Below are 19,050 nucleotides of genomic sequence, written 5' to 3'. Positions count from 1 at the left end.
ATTATTCTGGGTTGAACCCTCCTTGTGATCTTAAAACGTGGATTCTCTGCATGATCTCCACGGCTTCCACATCATCACGGTAGGCTTCACCATCCACGCGGTAGATGGTTGTTTTTTCCATCAGGGTTTCTTCATCCAGTGGTTCACCAAGATCCACGGGTTCGTCGAGTTCGTCACCGATCTGGTTTTTGACCATTTCGACTCTGCCGGTGTCTTTGTTGTAGATCTGCCTTCTGAGCATGTCGAACATCATACCGTCCTCATCGAGACGCAGTGAGTGTCCGTGGACAGATTTACCCCTGACACCTGACCTTGCAGGGTCAAAGAACTCTGTTTCAAGGAGTTCCTTGGATATCTTCTCAAGGTCCCTCTCCCTGGTCTCTATGATCTGACGACCTGAGAGTGTACCTGCGTCTGCACCCCTGTACCTGCATAGGTATGCCCTTGACCTCACATATGGCTGGGCTGGGGCGAAGTACATTGAGTCTGTGAACTGTATGTATCTGACCCTGTCACCGGCCTTTGCACCGTCTATTGGTTCGACCATTTCTCTTATTGCGTCCTCTGGTTCATCCATCTCTTCAAGTGGTGGGTGAACACTTGGGTATTCTTCCCCTGGGGCCCTGTGACCCAGAATCTTTACTACATCTTCATCTGAGATTTCTCTCAGTTTTTCAAGTTCGTATTCAGGGTTACAGAAATTCCTTCTGTTCTGAGCAACCTTAGTTGTTCCGGGATAGTATTGTGCCATATCATGCACCTCCTAAAGCTAACTTAACCTTTCTTATAATCTCATCCAGTTTTTCCTGGGGACAGGTTTCTCCTCTAATAACTCCACTCACGATGTCAACGATTGTTCCCTTGGTTTTTGGTTCATCCGGCATTACGGCCCTGGTTTTGACACCTATCTTCGCAAAGTCCTCAAAGTCAACAGGGTATTCGCATATGATTATGCATGGGCGGTCAACGTTTCTGAGTATGAGGCGTGCCTTGTAGGTGATGTGGTTCTTGACTCCGCCAAGGTGCACCACAAGGAGTCTGTGCCGCTTCATCTGCTCGACTTCAGCAGGTGTTAATCCAAAGAGGCTCCCTGCACCGGCACTTGGAGCGTCCTGTGGAACCCCTGCGCCTGCGTTGAGTACCAGGGTACTGGTCATTATGTTTGCTTCCCTCAGGGCAAATGTTATCTCGCAGACAGGCTTGGTTATGTGGCGCCTGCCAGGTGACATTGCCACTGCCAGAACTTCACTTCCGCACTGGGCAAAGGTGCCCCTCTGGGCTATTCCTCCACCTTCACCCATGCCCATTGTCTCTCTACAGTCAACCACGTGAGTGCACTTTCCGATCATCTAATGCTCCTTCTTTCTTTTTATTATTGTGGCCCTTTCACTGAGCCTGGCGTTCTGATCCGTGAGACCGATGAGTTCATCAGGAATCTCATCAAGGTTCTCGCCGTACTTTATCTCGTCTGTGACGGTTTTCTGTGTTCTTATGTACTTGCCGGGAGTAACATCATATCCAAAGGGCAGGAGATCCTCGCAAACCCTCTTGATATCGGTTATTGTCTCCTCGTCCTCCACTTCAAGCAGCACACGGCCAGTTTTAACCTGAAGTTCAAATTCCTGGCCTTTAACGTTGATTATGCGCCTGTCAGGGTGGTCCTCTGGTGGTAGTCTCTGTCCGTGGATCACCATTCGTTTAACGCCGTGGATGTCCTCAAGGCGGTTAAGGAGTTTCTCTGTGGTGTCGGCCCCTAGCAGCCTGTGAGGAAATATCTGAACGTCCATTGGTTTTTTGCCCCCAGTTCTGAGAGATTATTTAGATTTCGTTTTTAATCTCAGCTGCTGCCTCCACAACATATTTGAGTGGTTCTCGGAACTCGTCAACCTGGCTGAATACTTCTTTTATGAGTCCAGAGGTTGCTTCTGGTGAGAACATCTGGGTTCCTGCATCCAGTGCCATTGCGGCTGCCACGCAGGGTATAGCGAATCCCTTACTGTGCCTTGTAACGATGTGGTTTCCGTTGAAGATACCTGGTCCACCACCACCGTAGATGGAGTGGCTGAAGAATGAAAATCCTACAGCTGTACCTTCCACTTTACCGAAGTCAACGCTTGGCAGTCCTGTTTCGAATTCTATGAGGTCGTTGTAGTAGAGCAGAGTTGATGATACACCCTGAGCTGCCCTTGCTGCACCCTGGTTAACCATTGTGGCTGCCATGAGTCCGGCTGCTGCGTAGGCGTTCCACATTGCAAGGTCGTCTGTGCCGTAGACCTTGTAGTCTGTGAGTTCCTTCTCAACCTTTATGACACCGTCTTCCAGGGCCCTTTCAACCAGGTCTGCTATGACTGATCCAACTGTACCTTCTTTACCGTTGGCCTTAACAAGGTCAAAGACCAGGTTGTCAGCGTTCATTCCCTGGTATGCAAGTCCAAGGAGGTGCATCCTCTCAAATGCTCCTACAGCATCACCCATCTCGAACATTGCTGTCTGTTCAAGTATGGTTGATAGTGCTGCTGCCTGGAGTGTGTTTTTGAGTGTGGCTGCAACAACATGGTTCACCATGATGTTCCTGAGTGCGTATCCTGGGCCTTCCAGTTTCTGTGGAATGTCCAGCATTGTTGCTATGTTTGCCCCCATGTACTCCACAGACTGTGGATATCTTCCCAGAACGGCTGCTTTAACCATGTTAGCATCGTACATGCTAACATCAAACTCGTTGATTATGGCCTGGACAAATGCTGTGGCGGTTACGAGTGGTGCTGCAGAGTATTCTGCTGCAACATCGAACCTTGCACTTGGGACCTGTACGAGTGCCCTTTTACCTCCGCCAAGGAGTTCGACGTTGGTGTCGTCGTCCTCAGTCACCTGTATCATTTCCTTTGCAGCGGCTGCTATTGACTCGGCGTTCCCGACAATGTCGAGGTCGAGTTCGCGGCCCATTATCTTACAGGCAGGTCCACCGACCTTCGCTGTCTTCAGGGCGTTTTCTATACCTTCAAGGTTCACAGCCACTGTCCTTTTAATCCCCTGCACTATGCTTTTAATGGCGGGGTTCCTTAATGGACTTAGAGCTTCTAATGGCACCTGTTCTTCGACGAGGTTGCCTCTGTCGTCGTACAAGTCGACCTTATCCTCAAACTTCGCCATTTTTTCCCTCCTAACAATCAGTTCCGTATACTAAACATCCAAGACCCCCCTTTTCAGGAAAGGCAAGAAGGCCCTTGGAGGGTGTTAAAACACCCGTTTTAGTATACGGTGCATATTTAACTTGATCATAATTAATTAAGATTTCTTTCTGAATCAAGTCGAAAGATTTATATGTATCAACACGTTTTCTTCGGGTTTTATGGATTTTTTGTACGGCTGCGTTGATTTTTATGATCATGCACACCGCAGGTATGATGGCCGCAGGGTAATAAATTATATTTAAGGCGCGGCACAGAAAGAGGCACATGCAGATAATAGCAGATTTGGGTGGTATACCTGGCAAGGACTGCAGGGGATTCTGCAGGTACTGTTACTTCAGAAAGGTGGGGGAATTTGAACCCTTCGGCTGCAGGAACTGCTCCCCAGGGAGGGTGGGCTGTGAAACCTGTGGAACTGATGTTGCAGAGAGGGGAAGGGAATTTTTACCCCCATTTCTTGTCATGGGTAATGTGCAGACAACACTTATGATGCAGAACCTTCAGGATAAGGACCTGAAGATAAACATCAGCGGCGGGGGTGATGTGAGCTGCTACCCCCACCTTGAGGAACTGACAGCAGGGCTTAGTGAGTTTGGGATCCCCATACACCTGGGATACACCAGCGGTAAGGGCATGGATGACCCTGAACTGGCATCCAGGCTCATTGGAAATGGTGTGGATGAGGTAACCTTCACGGTGTTCTCAGCGGACCCCCTCCTGAGGAGAGAGTGGATGCGTGATAAGAACGCTGAAAATGCACTGGAAGCCCTCAGGATATTCTGTGAATCCTGTGAGGTCCACGCTGCGGCAGTGATCATACCCGGTGTGAATGATGGTGATGACCTCCTTGAAACCTGCTCCAGACTTGAGGAGTGGGGGGCCAGAGGATTCATAATGATGCGGTTTGCAAACTATGAGCACCAGGGGCTGATACTCGGCAATGGGCCAATAATTGAGGGTATAGAGCCGCACACAGTCCAGGAATTTGAGGACCTTGTCAGGATGGTTGACCGGGAGTTCAATCTAAGGGTTACAGGGACACCTGTCTGTGACCCTGAAAACGGGACTCCATTTGTCCTTGCAGATGACTCAAGCAGGGAGTACCTTGAGATCCTCCCTGAAATCAGGGGCGAGGCAACCATAATCACAGGATCCATTGCAGCCCCCTACATAAGGAGGATAATAAGGAACCTTGGGGCAGAGGACATGGTGAACGTTGTTGGTGTTGAGAAGGACATAGCATGCCTCATCACCAGGAAGGACCTAGAGGGTGTGGACCTCAGCGAACTTAAGGAAACAGTGATAATCCCTGGCAGGGCATTCGTACATGAAATGCAGGCAAAGGAGGTTCTAAGCCGCGACGGTACCGACCGGATAGTCATAAGGGGTCCTGAAAGGCTCACCGTTGATGGGGAGATGAGCGGTACGCTGTCCCAGTATGATGTTATAGAGCGGGAGATGGAAGCATTCTATGAACTTATACAGGCCATAAATTTCTTCGGTGCTTCTGAATGACTCGTGTGGTTGTTTTAACACCAGAGCACTACACCTACGGTTCAATGCTCATTGCCGGTGTTTTGAGGGACCTTGGATACAGCGTTGAACTCAGGAAGGGCCTTGATGGTACCGGCGCAGATGTGGTGTTCATAAGCCTCCAGTCGACCATCCACCTCCTGAGGTACAGGGATATTATTAATAATATAAGGGGCTTCAGGGTGGTGGGGGGTCCCGTGAGCATGGACCCTGAACTTGTACTCCGCCACCTCGACGTTGACCTTGTAATTCAGGGTGAGGGTGAGGATAAGGTGGGGATGGCCATGGAGGTTGCATCTGGAAGTTTGGATGCATCTGAAATGTCTGGAGCAGCATTTAAATCCCCTGAAGGGTTTATAATCAATGACCCGACCCGCTGCTCCATGAAAAGGGCCCTCCCACTTGTGCCTGCAGATATTTCACAGGAGAACATAAGGGGTGCCAGTGTCTACATTGAAACCCACAGGGGCTGCCCCGGTAACTGCACATTCTGCCAGGTCCCGGAATTCTTTGGACGTGAGGTCCGCAGCAGGCCCATGGAGGATATCATAGTGGAGGTCAGGGAACTGAGGAAATCCGGTGCCCGAAGGTTTGCAATAAGCGGGGGAACCGGAACACTCTACGGGAGCAGCAGGTTCAGGGGTATTGATGAGGATGCATTCACTGAGCTCCTCAGGGAGATAAGTGGAATCACAGGGCCCAGGAATCTGACTGTACCTGATATAAGGGTTGATATGGTGACCCCTGAGATCCTTGATGCCATATCAGAGTACACCAATGGCTGGGTGTTCTATGGTATAGAGTCGGGGAGCAGAAGGATCCTCCGAAGGATGAAGAAGGGCATCAAACCCGGGGATGTTATTGAGGCTGTTGAACTTGCCAGGGAGCATAATCTGAAGGTTGCAGGGTCCTTCATAGTGGGGTACCCCGGTGAAGATGAAAGGGACTATGAGGAGACCCTGGAACTTGCAGATGAGCTAATGCTCGACGACTACTTTGTGAGCATCGCTGAACCGATACCCGGCACGGAACTTGGTGATGAGGTTAAGGGCCTTGAAGATGAGGATAACCCTGTATTCATGGAGCCATCAGACAGGAAGTTCAGGAGTCTGGCTGAGGAGAGGGCATTCGGTTTCATGCTTGATTCATACGTATTCAGGAGTATGCCCATCCCTGTGACCGATGAACTCCTGAGGTCACTTAAGAAGGAGGCCAGGGATCAGCAGGAGCATATAGAAACTGTTACACATATGTTGAAGAGGAAACTTTAGGCCACATAACCATGTAGTTTAATTCCTGAGAAGAATAATCTGAGGCATTTAATTGAAAATTCTGGTGCTAGATCAGCTTCATTCGAAATGCGGGTTTTTCTATTATTAATTTTGCAGACATGACATGCTGTTTTTCTAAATAAGAGTTAAATCATCTGCTAATAAAGCGTCAAATCATATATAAAACAAGTTTTTATGTATATCATAGATAAAGGTGGTATTCAGCGTAATTTGATAAATCGCTGAATACGGGTCTTCGCATTAAAGTTTCAGTCGGCTCCACACATTGGTGCGCCGCACTCTGGACATTTCTCCATTCTGCATGGAACTCCAGGTGTTTTTGGTGCCTCGTATCCGCATTCAATGCATTTGCAGACACGTGGTGCCCCACGTCCAGCACCAAAACCTCTTCCGAAGCCGCCCCTTCCCATCCGGGGCAGTGTATCTGCTGATACCAGCGTTATATTTTCTGAATCACAGTCGGGGCACTTTTTGTATTCCTTTTCAGGTGAGATCCACTCAAACTGGCAGTCCATGCACTTGTATCTTCTTCTGTCTGTGATGTAATCACCTCCTTTCAGTATTATTGGTCTGCCCTCGACCAGTGCCTCTGCTATCTTGGCCCGTGCGGATGTCAGTGTCCTGTGAAATGTTGGCTGTGATATACCCATGATTTCAGCAGCCTTTTTCTGTTTTATGTCATGGTAGTCCCTTAAACGGACAGCCTCAAATTCATCGAGGGTTATCTCAACCTCAACTCCTTCTTCGCTGACTTCAGGCGAAAATGCAACCACACGGGGTTCTCCCAGGATTCTTCTGTATCTTCTTGGTCTAGGCATGTTTTGAATATATATTCAAAACTTGTATTTAAAGTTTTTCATCAGGGGTCAGAGACCATGGAAAGCCAGTCCCCCAACCAGACCAGCAATCACCAAAAAACAGCAAAATAATAAATTACATCCAATTCATCCTTAATCCCCATTGAAACCAGGATCAGAGGGTATAAGCTCAATAACTGTGACCTCAGAGGATGATCCTATACGGATAGGGGGCCCCCATGTGCCTGTACCCTGTGAAACATACAGAAAGCGTCCTGAATCCTCATAAAGGCCCCTGATAAAGGGAAACATCATGCCAACAAGGAGGTTGAAGGGATAAAACTGCCCGCCATGCGTATGGCCGGATAGCTGGAGGTCAACACCCCTTTCCCTGGCGTAATCCCAGTCAACAGGAAGGTGATGAAGAAGTATGAGGGGCCTCTTCGGGTCAAATTCCATTATATCAAGGATCGCAGAAAGCGAATGCCTTTCCATCGAATAACCCACACCTGCAACCTGCAAACCCCTGAAATCAACAACACGCTGATCAATACACATTATACCCGCCCCTTCCACTGGAGATCTGAAGTCCCCTGAATAGGTGTCATGGTTGCCAGAAACAAAAAATATGGGCACATCTGCCTGAAGCTCGGAGAGTGTTGACGCTTCAACAGACCTTGAACCATCCAGGAGGTCACCTGTTATGAGGACGGCATCAGGTTCAATTTCAGAAATAAGAGAGGAAACCCTCCTTAGGAAACCACCGGACCTTACAGTCCCCACATGAAGATCTGAAAGCTGCACCAGCCTCAGTTCATCGCTGCAGGGAAATGGGATCCTGACAGCCCTGACCTCAATATTCCAGCCCTTCAACAGCCCATAGGAAACCATTATGATAGATAAGGCCGCCGCAGGGATAGGGGAGAACGGAATGCCTGGAACAAGTGATGCTGCAAAGGTTACCCCCAGGCCAATGAGGATGTAAACAGCCATTCCCACCCATATCATGGAGACCACATAGGCAGCCCTTGAGATAAAGGATGGGTATACCCTCTCGGAGATTATGGCTGCCGGTAAAAGAAATGTAAGCGGGAGGCTCAGAATTCCCATACCAAGAGATTCCAGGACAGGAAAATTAAGAAGATAGTATCCTGAGGAGAAGATCAGGATAAATATCAGGACCTGGAACTCCCTCCTCATGGGATCACAGTATGGAGCTTTCAGGTAGTAACTTAACGAGGATGTAGTCGTACATCATCGACTTCCTTATCTCAGATATGTCGCCCAGCCGGTAATCAGAAACCCTCACATCTGCTATCTCGTCATGGTAGCGGTCATAGTTGAGTTTCACACGGACCCCATCAAGCTGGCTTGTTACAGGTGTGGGGGAGTAGACCTCCTTAACGGCAGGCACCTGGTTCTCAATCTCGGTCTTAACCAGTATTGAGGGGACCAGAGGTGGGTCCGCAGCCATTTCACGCCTCCTCCTGTCAAGTATATCCTCGACCACCTCAACAAGTTTCCTTAGGGCCCTTATATCCTCACCCCTCTTCAGCCTCCGGGGTATCCTCCCAAGGCCCCCAACATAGGCGTCGGCACCTGGAAGCTCGCTGAGGTCAATCTTCTCAGGGGACCCTGTAACCACCACCGGGATGTTTATGTCACTGAAAAGATGGGCCTTATCCTTTATGCACTGCTCAAAGCTTCCAAGGGCAAAAACTGCCAGGTCATGTTCCTCTATGAGCCTCTTTTCATCCTCTGATATCCTGGATATACCCTTACCTGCCCCGCGGGCAAGGCCTATCATGTTATCCTTGGCACCGTACCTCCTGAGGTACTCGGATATATCACAGGCCGAATGGGGTAAATGATGCCTTGCCAGGGTCGGTGAGACGATAGCTATCTCGGTACCCGCCATAGGGGCAACCTTAACCTTCCCCAGGAGCTCCTTGGCCTTTTCCCTCACCTTATCCACGTCCTCGATTGGGACGGCCAGTGTGAGTATGAGGTCCATCTGAAGCATGTTCTCCTGGAGCACAAATCCGCCGAGGTCCTCAATCAGTTCCTTCATCTCCTCATGGCGGTGCACACCGCCCTGATAGGTTAAAGTTTCGTACATAATTTCCTCTCCAGATACATGTACCTGAATAAAGCCCTCTTAACCGGGTCAACTGGAAGGTTTCTGTGTGAGGGGACCCTGATGCAGTCAAGTTCCATGTAATCGGGGCATACAGTGAAATCTTCATTCAAATCAACAATGGTGAATCCCATGTCCTCAACGATCTCTCTTAAGAAATCTGAATAAACCCTTACTTTTATCTTGCTGTTCATCTCCCGCAACCCCGCAGGGTCATGCCACCAGGGGGAGCAGACCTCAAAGTCTATCTCATCAACCGAGGAGTGCCTGAGGCTTGCAGGATCCACCTCCTGAACAGTCCTGAAAACGGTTCCTATGGCTTCCCTTATCTGGGGGAATGTGTTGAGTTTAAGTTTAACCGCCCCGCTAACTGGTGTCTCAGATAGCACAAATAAAATGTCTGCATCCTCATCCTCAGGTTTGCGGGTCACATGGTACCCAATGACGCCTGCAATCCTCAGTATGCCCTCACACATTGGTGTTGTAAGAATCCTCATTGAGTCACCGGTGAAGTCTATAAATACCTCATATGTAAATCTCTCTATAATCATTTATAAGGTGTGCTGATGAGGGTAAGTCTCAGCTTTGAAAAACCGGAGGGCAGTGGACTCTGTATAATGGTGGACCTTCTGAGGGCAAGTGCAACCATAACCGCTGCCCTGGACAGTTTCAGGGAGGTCATCCCTGTTGGAGATGTTGAGGAGGCAATGGAATACTCCAGGATGGGCTATGTGGTGGCAGGGGAGCGTGGTGGTGAGACCCTGCCGGGATTCCTGGCCAACTCTCCCCTTGAGGTGAGGGAACATTCAGGTGATGCCCTTGTGCTAACCACCAGTAACGGTACAAGGATCCTTGAGTCAGTTGAATCACAGGCCCTCGTGGGGTGCCTCAACAATCTGGATGCGGTAGCCTCAGCTGCAAGGAATCTTTCGGATGAAGTTGAGGTGGTCATGGCCGGTGTTAATGGCCGATTTGCAATAGAGGATTTCCTCTGCGCCGGTGAAATAATACGTGCCATTGGTGGTGAGTTTGAAGAGTACGCTGAGGCCTCAGTACTTGCAGTTCGGGACAGGTCCATGGTTGATGATGCCATAAGAAAATCCAGGTCAGCCAGGAGGCTCAGGGAACTTGGTTTTGCCGGTGATATCGAATACTGCCTCAGAAGGAATATAACAGAAAACGTACCCGTATACATGGACGGCAGGATATCGCTGATCTAGGAGGCTGCAGTGGACATGAATCTGGAGGAGCTGAAGATAATAGGTACCGCACACGTATCTGGAGAAAGTGTGGATGAGGTGAGAAGAACCATACTCGAGATGAAACCGGACGTCGTTGCAGTGGAACTGGACCCCGGAAGGTACAGGAGGCTCATGGAAGAAAAAATGGGGATCAAAAGGGATGAACCTTCCCTCAGGGATGCCCTCAGAAGTGGAAACATTGGTGTCATCCTTGCAGGCTGGTTTTTAACCTATTTCCAGAGGAAGATCGGTGAGGATATAGGTGTCAAGCCAGGCAGTGAGATGCTTGCAGCGATAGATGCCGCCCATGAGGTTGGTGCAGGGGTGGCCCTCATTGACCGTGACATAGGGGTGACCATGCAGCGGGCGATCGGGTCCATGAGCCGGCGGGAAAAGCTGAGGTTCTTCCTTGCAATCATGAGATCCTTCATTGGGGGGGAGGATGTGCAGGATATTGAGAGCCTCAAAAGTGACGACACCCTTCTGGAGGTTATGGGGGAATTCCGCGAAATATCACCCTCAGCATACCGTGTGCTTGTTGAGGAGAGGGATGCCTTCATGGCCCACAGGCTCCTCTCCATTGAGGAGGACCGGGTTGTTGTCGTTGTGGGTGCAGGCCACAGGAGGGGGATAGAGCATTACCTCAGAAACCCGCATGAACTCCCCCCACTTGAAGAACTCATGTGAATATCCGGTGATACATCATTCAGACTAATGTCCAGGGCACACCCACAAGGCCCCGAATAATATTACAAGACATCATTCAGAGTAATGCCATGACAGGGAAAAAAATATTCATTAAATACCGGTCCAATAAATATTTACTGTGGAAAGAGCAGTGTGATATGCAATGTACGTCATATTCAGATGTGACTGTGGAAGGGCCCTCTACTCAAAGGAGGGCGCAGATACCCGAAAGTGCGTCTGTGGAAGAACCCTGAAGGTTAAAAAAAGGCGCATATTTGGAAAGGCCGGTAGCTTCCAGGAAGCAGCAGAAATCGTGAGAAAACTCCAGGAAGAAAGGTATGGTACCTGCCATTTCACAAATCCAGTGAAAAGGGAATAGAACGAGATATGATAGAAGATATCCGATCATTCACATCACCCGGTGAGAGGAGAAACATAGAATTCAAGAAGGCACTCTCACCCGGGTATCATCTGAAGATGGACCGGAAGAAGAGCCTCATCTCCCAGATGAAGTACCGTATGGAGAGGGGTGGTGGAAGGGCCGTATACCTCCTTGGCGTGGAGGACAGCGGTGAACCGGTTGGCCTCCCTGATGAGGAACTGAAGGAGTCAGTTGAGGTCCTCAGAAAACTGAGTCAGGAGATAGATGCCATTGTGGAGGAGGTTAACCTCCATGAGGGAACCCACGGCAGGGTTGCCGAGGTGATAATCTCAAGGAAACAGAAAACAGAAAGGGAACACCTCCTCATAGGTGTCGCCGGCCATGTTGACCATGGAAAGAGCACACTCCTAGGTACACTCACAACGGGAACCCCCGACGATGGAAGCGGTAAGACAAGGATATTCCTTGATGTCCAGAAACACGAGATAGAAAGGGGCCTATCAGCGGATCTATCCTTCGCCATATATGGATTCAGGGATGGAAGGGTCATAAGACTCAAAAATCCCCTGGACCGGAAGGAGAAATCAGGGCTCATGGATAAGGCCGACAGGGTAATATCCTTCGTTGATACCGTTGGACATGAGCCATGGCTGAGGACAACAATAAGGGGGATTGTGGGGCAGAACCTGGACTATGGCCTCCTGACCGTTGCCGCTGATGAGGGCCCAACACATATAACAAGGGAGCACCTGGGTATAATGATTGCAATGGAGCTTCCTGTGATCGTTGTGCTCACAAAAACCGACATGGCAACCCCCTCCCAGAGGAGGGGTGTGCGGGCGAAGATATCTGAACTCCTTAAACTGGTTGGGAGGATACCCTTCCATGTGACCGGAAGGGACTCTGCACGGGAAATAGCCGGCAAGATGAACCAGCATATAGTACCCATAATAGAGACATCCTCTGTCACAGGGGAGGGCCTTGAAGTCCTGGATGAACTCTTCCTCAACCTCCAGGTTAAGCGTGACGTCAACGGGGACGAGAAGCCGTTCCTCATGTACATAGACAAGGTATACACCATCAGGGGTGTTGGAACCGTTGTCAGTGGAACCATCCAGCAGGGCCTTGTCAGGAAGGGTGATACCCTGCTCCTTGGCCCCATGAATACCGGGAAATTCAGGGAAGTCACCGTTAAATCCATCGAGATGCACCACTACCGTATAGGCTGTGCAGAGCCAGGACATATAGTTGGAATATCCATCTCAGGGGCATCCGCCGATGAAATAGAGAGGGGTATGATACTGGCCCACCCTGACTATGAACCAGAGGCGGTCAGGGAATTTGAGGCCGACGTGGCCATACTGGTGCATCCCACAACCATAAAGGCGGGCTATGAGAGCGTAACCCACATTGAAACAATAGCCGAGACCACCATACTGGAACCCCTTGATGCAGAGTTCATGTCAGCCGGTGACAGGGGCAGGGTGAGGATGAGGTTCAAGTACAGGCCCCACCATGTGAAGGAGGGTCAGAAGATAATCTTCCGTGAGGGAAGGAGCAAGGGTATCGGCTCAGTTACCAGAATCCTGGAATAAACAGTTTATCAAACAAAAGCCTCTGCCTAACGATCCGCTTCTCCTATAATTTCAAGGAACTCACAGGCCTTACATTTAATCCCTGACGCTGGTTCTCCGCAGATTGAACACTCTCCAATCCCATAATCCTCCGCCAGAGGCTGGAATGTGACCTTTAATGATTTCATGATCATCTCCTTTACACCGGGACTATCTGATTCTATCCTGTTAAGGAAATCCCTTATCCCTGCCCTCATTGATCTGCTGGAGTAGGGACAGGGGGCACTGTGAAATTTCACATCATTGAGCTCAGCCCAGAGCCTGACATCCTCCTCAGGTGTGCTCCAGAGGGGTTTTATCCTCGGTACCATCCGGGGATGTATCCTCTGAAGTTTCGGGCCGAACTTGGAGAACTTCCTCACATCCCCCCTTGCAAGGCTCATGATGAATGACTGAACCTCGTCGTCCATGTTGTGGCCCGTTGCAATCTTTGATGCTCCTATTTCCCTGGCTGTCCTGTTGAGTATCCACCTCCTGAAGACACCGCAGGGGATGCAGGGGCTTCTGAACCCTTCCAGAACATCGTCAAGTTCAAAGTTGAATTCATCCCTGAATGATTTCTCTATGAGTTCAACCCGCCTTATACGGGCGTTTTCCCTTGCTGCGAGAACCCCCTCCCCCCTGTAGCCCTCTATACCCTCATCAACCGTGATGGCTGTGAGTTCAAAATCCAGTTCCTCCCTTAAATCTGAGAGCACATGGAGTGTCAGCACACTGTCCTTGCCGCCTGAAAGTGCCACTGCAACGTGTTCTCCCCTCTCTACGAGTTTATGTGATTCCATGAGACCTCTTATTCTGGCCATGATTCTCCGGTTGAATTCCTGAACATCCATGGAACCTATATATAAAACAGCCGACATATATATCCACCATGATAACCGCAGAGCTCACCATAATACCTCTCGGTACAGGCAGCACTTCCCTCAGCGGTTACGTGGCCGCTGCAGTCAGTGCCCTCGAGAAAATGAACGTGAGGTATGAGATCTCAGGTATGGGGACTCTTGTTGAGGCCGGTGACCTGGATGAACTCCTTGAGGCTGTTAAGGCGGCCCATGAGGCCGTCCTGGAGGCAGGCTCAGAGAGGGTCTACACAACAATCAAAATCGATGATAGAAGGGACACCGGCAGGGGCCTCAGTGACAAGGTTGAATCTGTAAAGAAAAAGCTCCAGTAAGGAAAAATGTTCCTTAATAACGGCTGAGTCTCTGAAACTCCCTTAAGTGTTATTCAGTAGTTTAATTTTTAAATGTACATCCTCATGGGGCGTTACATATAAAAAATAGAATTATGCCAGGTTCTCAACACCACACTGCACCTGAGATAATAAGAATGTTAGTCCTGCCCGAAGAAATCCCTGACAGAATCCACAATCCTTTCAAGGTCCTCATCAGTAAGGGCAGGGTGTACCGGTAGCGATAGGACCTCCTCCGCAGCCTTTTCACTGACCGGACAGCTGGCATTGAAGCCCATCCTCCGGTAGAGTTCCTGCCTGTAGATGGGTTTCGGGTAGTGAATCCCGGTACCTATGCCCCCCTTGTTGAGGAATTCCATGAGCCTGTCCCTTGAACCCGGAACCCTCAGGGTGTACTGGTGGAAGACGTGTTTAACCCCCGCTGCAACGTGGGGTGTTGATACTCCCTCAAGGTCCCTGAGGCTATCTGTGAGGTACTCTGCATTTTTGATTCGCCTTCTGTTGAAGTCTTCAAGTTTTCCTAGCTGGGCTATGCCAATGGCCGCGGCAATATCGGTCATCCTGAAGTTGTAGCCAAGGTAAGCGTGATTGTAGCGCTCTGTCTCCCCGTGGGCCCTCAGAATCCGTGCCATTTCTGCAATTTCCTCATTATCAGTTGTTATCATCCCGCCCTCGCCTGTTGTGATGTTCTTTGTTGGGTAGAAACTGAAGCATGCGGCATCCCCCATTGAACCCACCATCCTCCCATGATACTCTGCACCATGGGCCTGGGCAGCATCCTCAATCACCAGGAGGTCATGATCAGCAGCCAGGTCCAGGATGGGGTCCATGTCGGCGGGCTGTCCGTAGAGGTGTACGGGTATTATTGCCCTTGTGCTGGGTGTTATGAGTTCCTCGATCCCCTCAGGATCTATGTTGTAGGTTTCGGGATCTATATCTGCAAATACAGGCTCAGCACCAACGTATAGGGCTGCGTTTGCCGTTGCAGCGAAGCTGAATGGTGTTGTTATAACCTGGTCCCCTTTTCCAATCCCTGCGGCCAGGAGGGCGAGGTGGAGGGCTGTTGTCCCTGAACTTGTTGCAACAGCGTGTTCCGTACCCACGCAGGATGCAAACTTCTCCTCAAATTCCGCCACCCGTGGTCCCTGGGCAATGAATCCCGATTTAAGTACCTTCACGACTTCCTCTATTTCCTCTTCATCGATTATGGGAGTAGCAACCGGTATCATGTGAACACCTGAGTAAGAGTTACTGAGTTATTAGTTTCTCACTGGAACTTAAAAAGTGATACCCTAACCCTGCAATCAGTTAAAATGTGATAACCCAACCAGGTTACTCCGATTCAGTGGGTTATTAATCCTCATCCACGGTACCTCAGAACATCCAGCACATCCCCATAGCGTCCCCTGAATAGTATGGCCACAAGAAGAGCCGATGCAAGGATCAGTGCCAGTGGGGAGGCGTAGGGATCCGATGGGCTTACCATCAGGGATGGAAGGTTTCCAAGACCGGCCTCCGGGGAGCTGTGTATAACACTGACATAGAGGTTGTTTGCAATATGCACCCCCATGGCGAGTTCCACACCATCATCTGCGAGTGTTATGAGTGCAAGTACCAGCCCAATGATGAATGTGCTTGCTGTTATTGAAAGGCTCATTGTAAGGTTCGTGCCATTCCACCAGTGAAGGATTGAGAATATAAGTGAATTCATGATCATCAGTGGGATGGGCCTCTTAATGATCATCCACATCCCCTGCATGAGGTATCCCCTGAAGAATATCTCCTCAAAGGAAGCCTGCACAGGAAATGCAAGTAATGCAAGTATCAGAAGCCACCAGAATGCTGGTGTGAACTTAAGTCTGACGGAAGACGGATCCATCACAATCGAGATCAGGTCAAGGATCCCGACAATAATAAACCAGGCCACCCCTCCACTGAGTATCCGCCTCCACTCGACACTACCCCTTGAGTTCACGGCTGATATGAAATCACGCCTGTGGATGAACTTCAACCCAACGTAGAGAAAGAACATTGAGGTAGAAAAGGCCACTGCCACCATGATGAGTAAAGCTGGCCAGCTGAAGCCCGGGATGTCCCCAAATGCATCCATTCTCCCTGTGATTATGAGGATGGCCACCAGGAATAACCCCACCATAAAACCGGCGCCCACATTGGACACCACGAAGCTAAGGAGCACCGTCAGCATATAACGCCATGGCTCATTTCTTCCAGTGTAGACTCTGTCCAGAAAATCCCTCATTGATTCACCGGCCCTCCTACTAAATCCTGTCTGAGTATCACAGTAATCACTAAATCATCCGGCACTAATAAACATATTGATGTTAGTCGGGTTGGATGCTGATCCCTGGTATGTAACTGAGATTGATGTGAGTCTCAATGTTGGATGCTGATCCCTGGTATGTGACTGCGTTTCATTAGGGTTGCTCCCAGAGTATAAGAATGTGAATGTTAATCGAGTTTCATTTATTGGATGTAAGTCCCGAACTATAACTGTGGATTATTATCGTGTTTAGGTAGGGAAGTGTTGAATATGATAACCATAAATGAGGGTTCAGTCACAATTGAGGTTCCGGATTTCAGTAAGGTATCATCCAGGGCCCCTGTCTTCTATAACCCTGTGATGGAGTTCAACAGGGATGTGTCGGTGCTTGCGGTTCAGGCCTTTCAGCGGATACTTGATAGGGAGATAAGTGTAGCGGATACATTCTCAGGGAGCGGCATAAGGGCCATAAGGTACCTGGTGGAGGTTGATGGTGTCTCTGAGGCCGCTGCAAATGATATAAACCCCCTTGCAGTTGAATGCATAGAGCATAATTCAGAGCTGAATTCTGTATCCCCCCTGGTCAGCAGGGAGGATGCTGCTATCTTCCTCAGAGGGAACCCCGGCCGCTTTGATGTTATCGATGTGGACCCCTTCGGGACTCCGGCGCCATTCATGGACTCTGCGGCGGCATCCGCCAGGAACAGGTCACTCCTTGCTGTTACCGCCACGGACACCTCGGGTCTCTGCGGAACCTATATAAAACCCTGCCTCAGGAAGTACTCGGCAAGGCCCCTCAAAACAGAGTACTGTCATGAGACAGGGCTGAGGATACTTGCAGGTTTCACTGCAATGAACCTTGCCAGGTACAGTAAGGGTGCATCATTCCTTCTATCACACAGCAGCCAGCACTACATGAGGATCTATGCCCATGTGAGGAGGGGTGCCAGGAGGGCCGATGAAACCCTCAAAAACATTGGCCACATGCTCCACTGCTTCAGCTGCCTTCACCATGAAGATGTGAGGGGCGTGCCTGAAGACAGGAAATGCCCCCTCTGCGGGGCTAAAATGGATGCTGCCGGACCCCTCTGGCTCGGGGACCTGCATGATGAAAAATTCATCGGATCCATGATGGCTGAAGCTAAAAATAAAGCCCTCAATAAATCAGAGGATGTCCTGAAACTGCTCAAGACCTGTATTGGGGAGGTGGGAATGCCGCCCGGATTCTATGACGTCCATGAGATCTGCAGCAAGCTGGGTGTGAGTGCCCCCCCTCTTATGGATGTTATGGGTGGTCTTGGGGAGGCAGGGTTCAGGGTTTCAAGGACCCATATAAGGCCAACCGGCATAAAAACAGATGCAGGGGTCAGGGAGATTGAGGAGATCATAATGGACCTCCACGGTTCCCGTTCGTAGTCCTACAATTCAAATCCCTATTCAACCAAAAACTGTGCTCATTCATAGTTCAGCATGTTGTGGGTGTAGTAGTACTGAAGGGCCCTTGCATTCTTGATTTCAAAGTTCCGGTAGGGGTTGTTGAGGTAAGGGAAGATTATTCCCCTTATAACATAGTAGTATGCTGCGATGGGCCCGTACTCTTCCCTTGCAATTTTGTAGTACAGGGGGAAACCGCACCCCTGGTTTATGAAAATGTCCCCCTCCCTGACAGTCCCGTGGTACACCATTGGTATGGGGCCCGCCTGTCCGTGTTCAGCGGCCCTCTCCTTTATATAAGCCAGTGCCTCATCCAGGGTATCAAATTCCTTACCATCTGAACGGTAGGTCCACTTGTCGTCCGGGACGCCATATATGCCCTCCTGCCAGACCTCATTCCAGTCTATGCCAGGCTTGTACTGCTTTTTCTCTACGTATGCAAGTTCAAGGATGTAGACGTCACCCTCCATGTAGCAGCGGTAATTGGAGCTTCCCCCATAGTGGACCACAAGGATGCACTTTGATCCCCTTTCCCGGGCATAATCTGCAAGTAACTTTGAGTGTATGTGGCCAGGGTACATGTCGGGGTTTGCAATTTTAACGAACCCGAGTCTTCCCAGTGGTTCAAAATCTCCTGAAATGGCTGTGAAGTAGAAGTAGCCCCCAACGATCACCAGCAAAGCAACGATTAGTATCCCCTTCTTCATCCATTCACCCGCTCTTTTGTATTATTAACTGTGCAGCAATTTATATCTTCCTCTAAACAGATTAGGCAGTTTTATATATAATCATTTATATAATTTTAGCTGCGGAAATCCGCGGAGGTGTGAAAATTGGATATAGGTGAAATTGTAAACGACGCCATAAGGTATCCCTCCAGTGACTGGAAGAAGGTCATAATACTCGGTGTCCTTATGATAGCCAGTGTTGTCATAATACCCATCTTCCTGGTCATGGGATACGGCTTCAGGGCCCTCAAGGCCTCAATAGCGGGTTTTGATGAGCTTCCTGAATTTGATGAATGGGGTGAAATGTTCGTTGATGGATTAAAGGTCTTCGTTGTCCAGATAGCATACATGATAGTTCCACTGATAATAATATTTGCAGGTACTTTCGGATCCCTGGCAATGATTTCACCAACCGGCGCTATCACAGACCCCACAGCCTTCACAGGTCTCCTTGGAGGTACTGTGATAATCGGTGTGATACTTGCAATAATCCTTGGGCTCATAGAGACCTCGCAATAGCACAC

At 49.6% G+C, this 19,050-nt stretch carries 21 protein-coding genes; 9 read left to right on the top strand and 12 right to left on the bottom strand.

The features are described 5' to 3' along the window. Position 1: 1 nt before the first annotated feature. From mcrG to mcrB, 4 genes are read right to left on the bottom strand one after another with little or no spacing between them, the layout of a single operon-like run. Positions 2–751 (bottom strand): coenzyme-B sulfoethylthiotransferase subunit gamma, encoded by a 750-nt coding sequence (gene mcrG / locus FVF72_RS05760; RefSeq protein WP_147671447.1) that lies wholly within the window; start codon positions 749–751, stop codon positions 2–4. Position 752: 1 nt separating this feature from the next. Next, positions 753–1,349, bottom strand: coding sequence for a methyl-coenzyme M reductase I operon protein C (gene mcrC, locus FVF72_RS05755; protein ID WP_147671446.1), 597 nt, complete (start codon positions 1,347–1,349; stop codon positions 753–755). Next, positions 1,350–1,787 (bottom strand): methyl-coenzyme M reductase operon protein D, encoded by a 438-nt coding sequence (mcrD, locus tag FVF72_RS05750; protein WP_147671445.1) that lies wholly within the window; start codon positions 1,785–1,787, stop codon positions 1,350–1,352. A gap of 31 nt (positions 1,788–1,818) precedes the next feature. Further along, a complete protein-coding gene (mcrB, locus tag FVF72_RS05745) occupies positions 1,819–3,150 on the bottom strand; it encodes a coenzyme-B sulfoethylthiotransferase subunit beta (RefSeq protein WP_013296341.1) in 1,332 nt (443 codons plus the stop codon). Between the two features lie 305 nt (positions 3,151–3,455). On the opposite strand from mcrB, the gene mmp10 reads away from it, so the two are divergent. Both mmp10 and FVF72_RS05735 read left to right on the top strand, forming a co-directional pair. Further along, positions 3,456–4,703, top strand: a complete 1,248-nt coding sequence (mmp10, locus tag FVF72_RS05740; protein ID WP_147671444.1) for a methyl coenzyme M reductase-arginine methyltransferase Mmp10 — start codon at positions 3,456–3,458, stop codon at positions 4,701–4,703. Then, positions 4,700–5,992 (top strand): methyl-coenzyme M reductase glutamine C-methyltransferase, encoded by a 1,293-nt coding sequence (locus FVF72_RS05735; protein WP_147671443.1) that lies wholly within the window; start codon positions 4,700–4,702, stop codon positions 5,990–5,992. Before mmp10 ends, FVF72_RS05735 begins: the two co-directional genes overlap by 4 nt. A 269-nt stretch (positions 5,993–6,261) precedes the next feature. Here the strand turns inward: FVF72_RS05735 and FVF72_RS05730 are convergent, their stop codons facing one another. The 4 genes from FVF72_RS05730 to FVF72_RS05715 all read right to left on the bottom strand — a co-directional run bounded on the left by FVF72_RS05730 (position 6,262) and on the right by FVF72_RS05715 (position 9,444). Continuing rightward, entirely contained in the window at positions 6,262–6,831 is a 570-nt protein-coding gene (locus FVF72_RS05730; protein WP_147671442.1) for a DUF134 domain-containing protein, read from the bottom strand. Positions 6,832–6,963: 132 nt separating this feature from the next. Further along, entirely contained in the window at positions 6,964–8,010 is a 1,047-nt protein-coding gene (locus tag FVF72_RS05725; RefSeq protein ID WP_147671441.1) for a metallophosphoesterase, read from the bottom strand. Between the two features lie 4 nt (positions 8,011–8,014). Beyond that, positions 8,015–8,929, bottom strand: coding sequence for a methanogenesis marker 7 protein (locus FVF72_RS05720; RefSeq protein ID WP_147671440.1), 915 nt, complete (start codon positions 8,927–8,929; stop codon positions 8,015–8,017). After that, a complete protein-coding gene (locus tag FVF72_RS05715; protein ID WP_147671439.1) occupies positions 8,914–9,444 on the bottom strand; it encodes a hypothetical protein in 531 nt (176 codons plus the stop codon). The genes FVF72_RS05720 and FVF72_RS05715 overlap by 16 nt, the downstream gene beginning before the upstream one ends. 69 nt (positions 9,445–9,513) lie before the next feature. Here FVF72_RS05715 and comB point away from each other — a divergent pair, with 69 nt between their 5' ends. The 4 genes from comB (at position 9,514) to FVF72_RS05695 (ending at position 12,852) form a co-directional block, all read left to right on the top strand. Next, the gene (gene comB / locus FVF72_RS05710; protein ID WP_147671438.1) at positions 9,514–10,167 is read left to right on the top strand and encodes a 2-phosphosulfolactate phosphatase; all 654 of its coding nucleotides are present in this window, start codon (positions 9,514–9,516) and stop codon (positions 10,165–10,167) included. A 15-nt stretch (positions 10,168–10,182) separates the two neighbouring features. Then, the gene (locus tag FVF72_RS05705) at positions 10,183–10,875 is read left to right on the top strand and encodes a TraB/GumN family protein (protein ID WP_147672004.1); all 693 of its coding nucleotides are present in this window, start codon (positions 10,183–10,185) and stop codon (positions 10,873–10,875) included. 163 nt (positions 10,876–11,038) lie between these two features. Next, positions 11,039–11,254: a DUF1922 domain-containing protein gene (locus tag FVF72_RS05700; protein ID WP_147671437.1), complete on the top strand. Its 216-nt coding sequence runs from the start codon at positions 11,039–11,041 to the stop codon at positions 11,252–11,254. Between the two features lie 8 nt (positions 11,255–11,262). After that, complete coding sequence (locus FVF72_RS05695) at positions 11,263–12,852, top strand: GTPBP1 family GTP-binding protein (protein WP_147671436.1); 1,590 nt, start codon at positions 11,263–11,265, stop codon at positions 12,850–12,852. 26 nt (positions 12,853–12,878) lie between these two features. On the opposite strand, the gene FVF72_RS05690 is transcribed toward FVF72_RS05695, so the two are convergent. After that, positions 12,879–13,751, bottom strand: coding sequence for a TIGR00269 family protein (locus FVF72_RS05690; protein WP_147671435.1), 873 nt, complete (start codon positions 13,749–13,751; stop codon positions 12,879–12,881). 11 nt (positions 13,752–13,762) lie between these two features. Here FVF72_RS05690 and FVF72_RS05685 point away from each other — a divergent pair, with 11 nt between their 5' ends. After that, positions 13,763–14,065 carry an MTH1187 family thiamine-binding protein gene (locus FVF72_RS05685; protein WP_147671434.1) on the top strand — a complete coding sequence of 101 codons (303 nt, stop codon included), beginning with the start codon at positions 13,763–13,765 and terminating at the stop codon, positions 14,063–14,065. Between the two features lie 158 nt (positions 14,066–14,223). Here the strand turns inward: FVF72_RS05685 and FVF72_RS05680 are convergent, their stop codons facing one another. Further along, on the bottom strand, positions 14,224–15,312 hold the full coding sequence (locus FVF72_RS05680; protein WP_147671433.1) for a DegT/DnrJ/EryC1/StrS aminotransferase family protein: 1,089 nt from the start codon (positions 15,310–15,312) through the stop codon (positions 14,224–14,226). Positions 15,313–15,443: 131 nt separating this feature from the next. Then, positions 15,444–16,343 carry a CPBP family intramembrane glutamic endopeptidase gene (locus tag FVF72_RS05675; RefSeq protein WP_147671432.1) on the bottom strand — a complete coding sequence of 300 codons (900 nt, stop codon included), beginning with the start codon at positions 16,341–16,343 and terminating at the stop codon, positions 15,444–15,446. Between the two features lie 291 nt (positions 16,344–16,634). Here FVF72_RS05675 and FVF72_RS05670 point away from each other — a divergent pair, with 291 nt between their 5' ends. Then, positions 16,635–17,780, top strand: coding sequence for a tRNA (guanine(10)-N(2))-dimethyltransferase (locus tag FVF72_RS05670; protein WP_147671431.1), 1,146 nt, complete (start codon positions 16,635–16,637; stop codon positions 17,778–17,780). Positions 17,781–17,818: 38 nt separating this feature from the next. Here FVF72_RS05670 and FVF72_RS05665 read toward each other — a convergent pair whose 3' ends face one another. Further along, positions 17,819–18,505, bottom strand: coding sequence for a hypothetical protein (locus tag FVF72_RS05665; RefSeq protein WP_147671430.1), 687 nt, complete (start codon positions 18,503–18,505; stop codon positions 17,819–17,821). Between the two features lie 126 nt (positions 18,506–18,631). Here FVF72_RS05665 and FVF72_RS09530 point away from each other — a divergent pair, with 126 nt between their 5' ends. Further along, positions 18,632–19,045, top strand: coding sequence for a DUF4013 domain-containing protein (locus FVF72_RS09530; protein WP_370511821.1), 414 nt, complete (start codon positions 18,632–18,634; stop codon positions 19,043–19,045). Positions 19,046–19,050 lie beyond the last annotated feature (5 nt).

The organism is Methanothermobacter sp. KEPCO-1, from assembly GCF_008033705.1.
Taxonomy (GTDB): Archaea; Methanobacteriota; Methanobacteria; order Methanobacteriales; family Methanothermobacteraceae; genus Methanothermobacter; species Methanothermobacter marburgensis.
The sequence above is the reverse complement of the archived record's forward strand: the minus strand, read 5'-3'. Positions and strand labels throughout refer to the sequence as shown.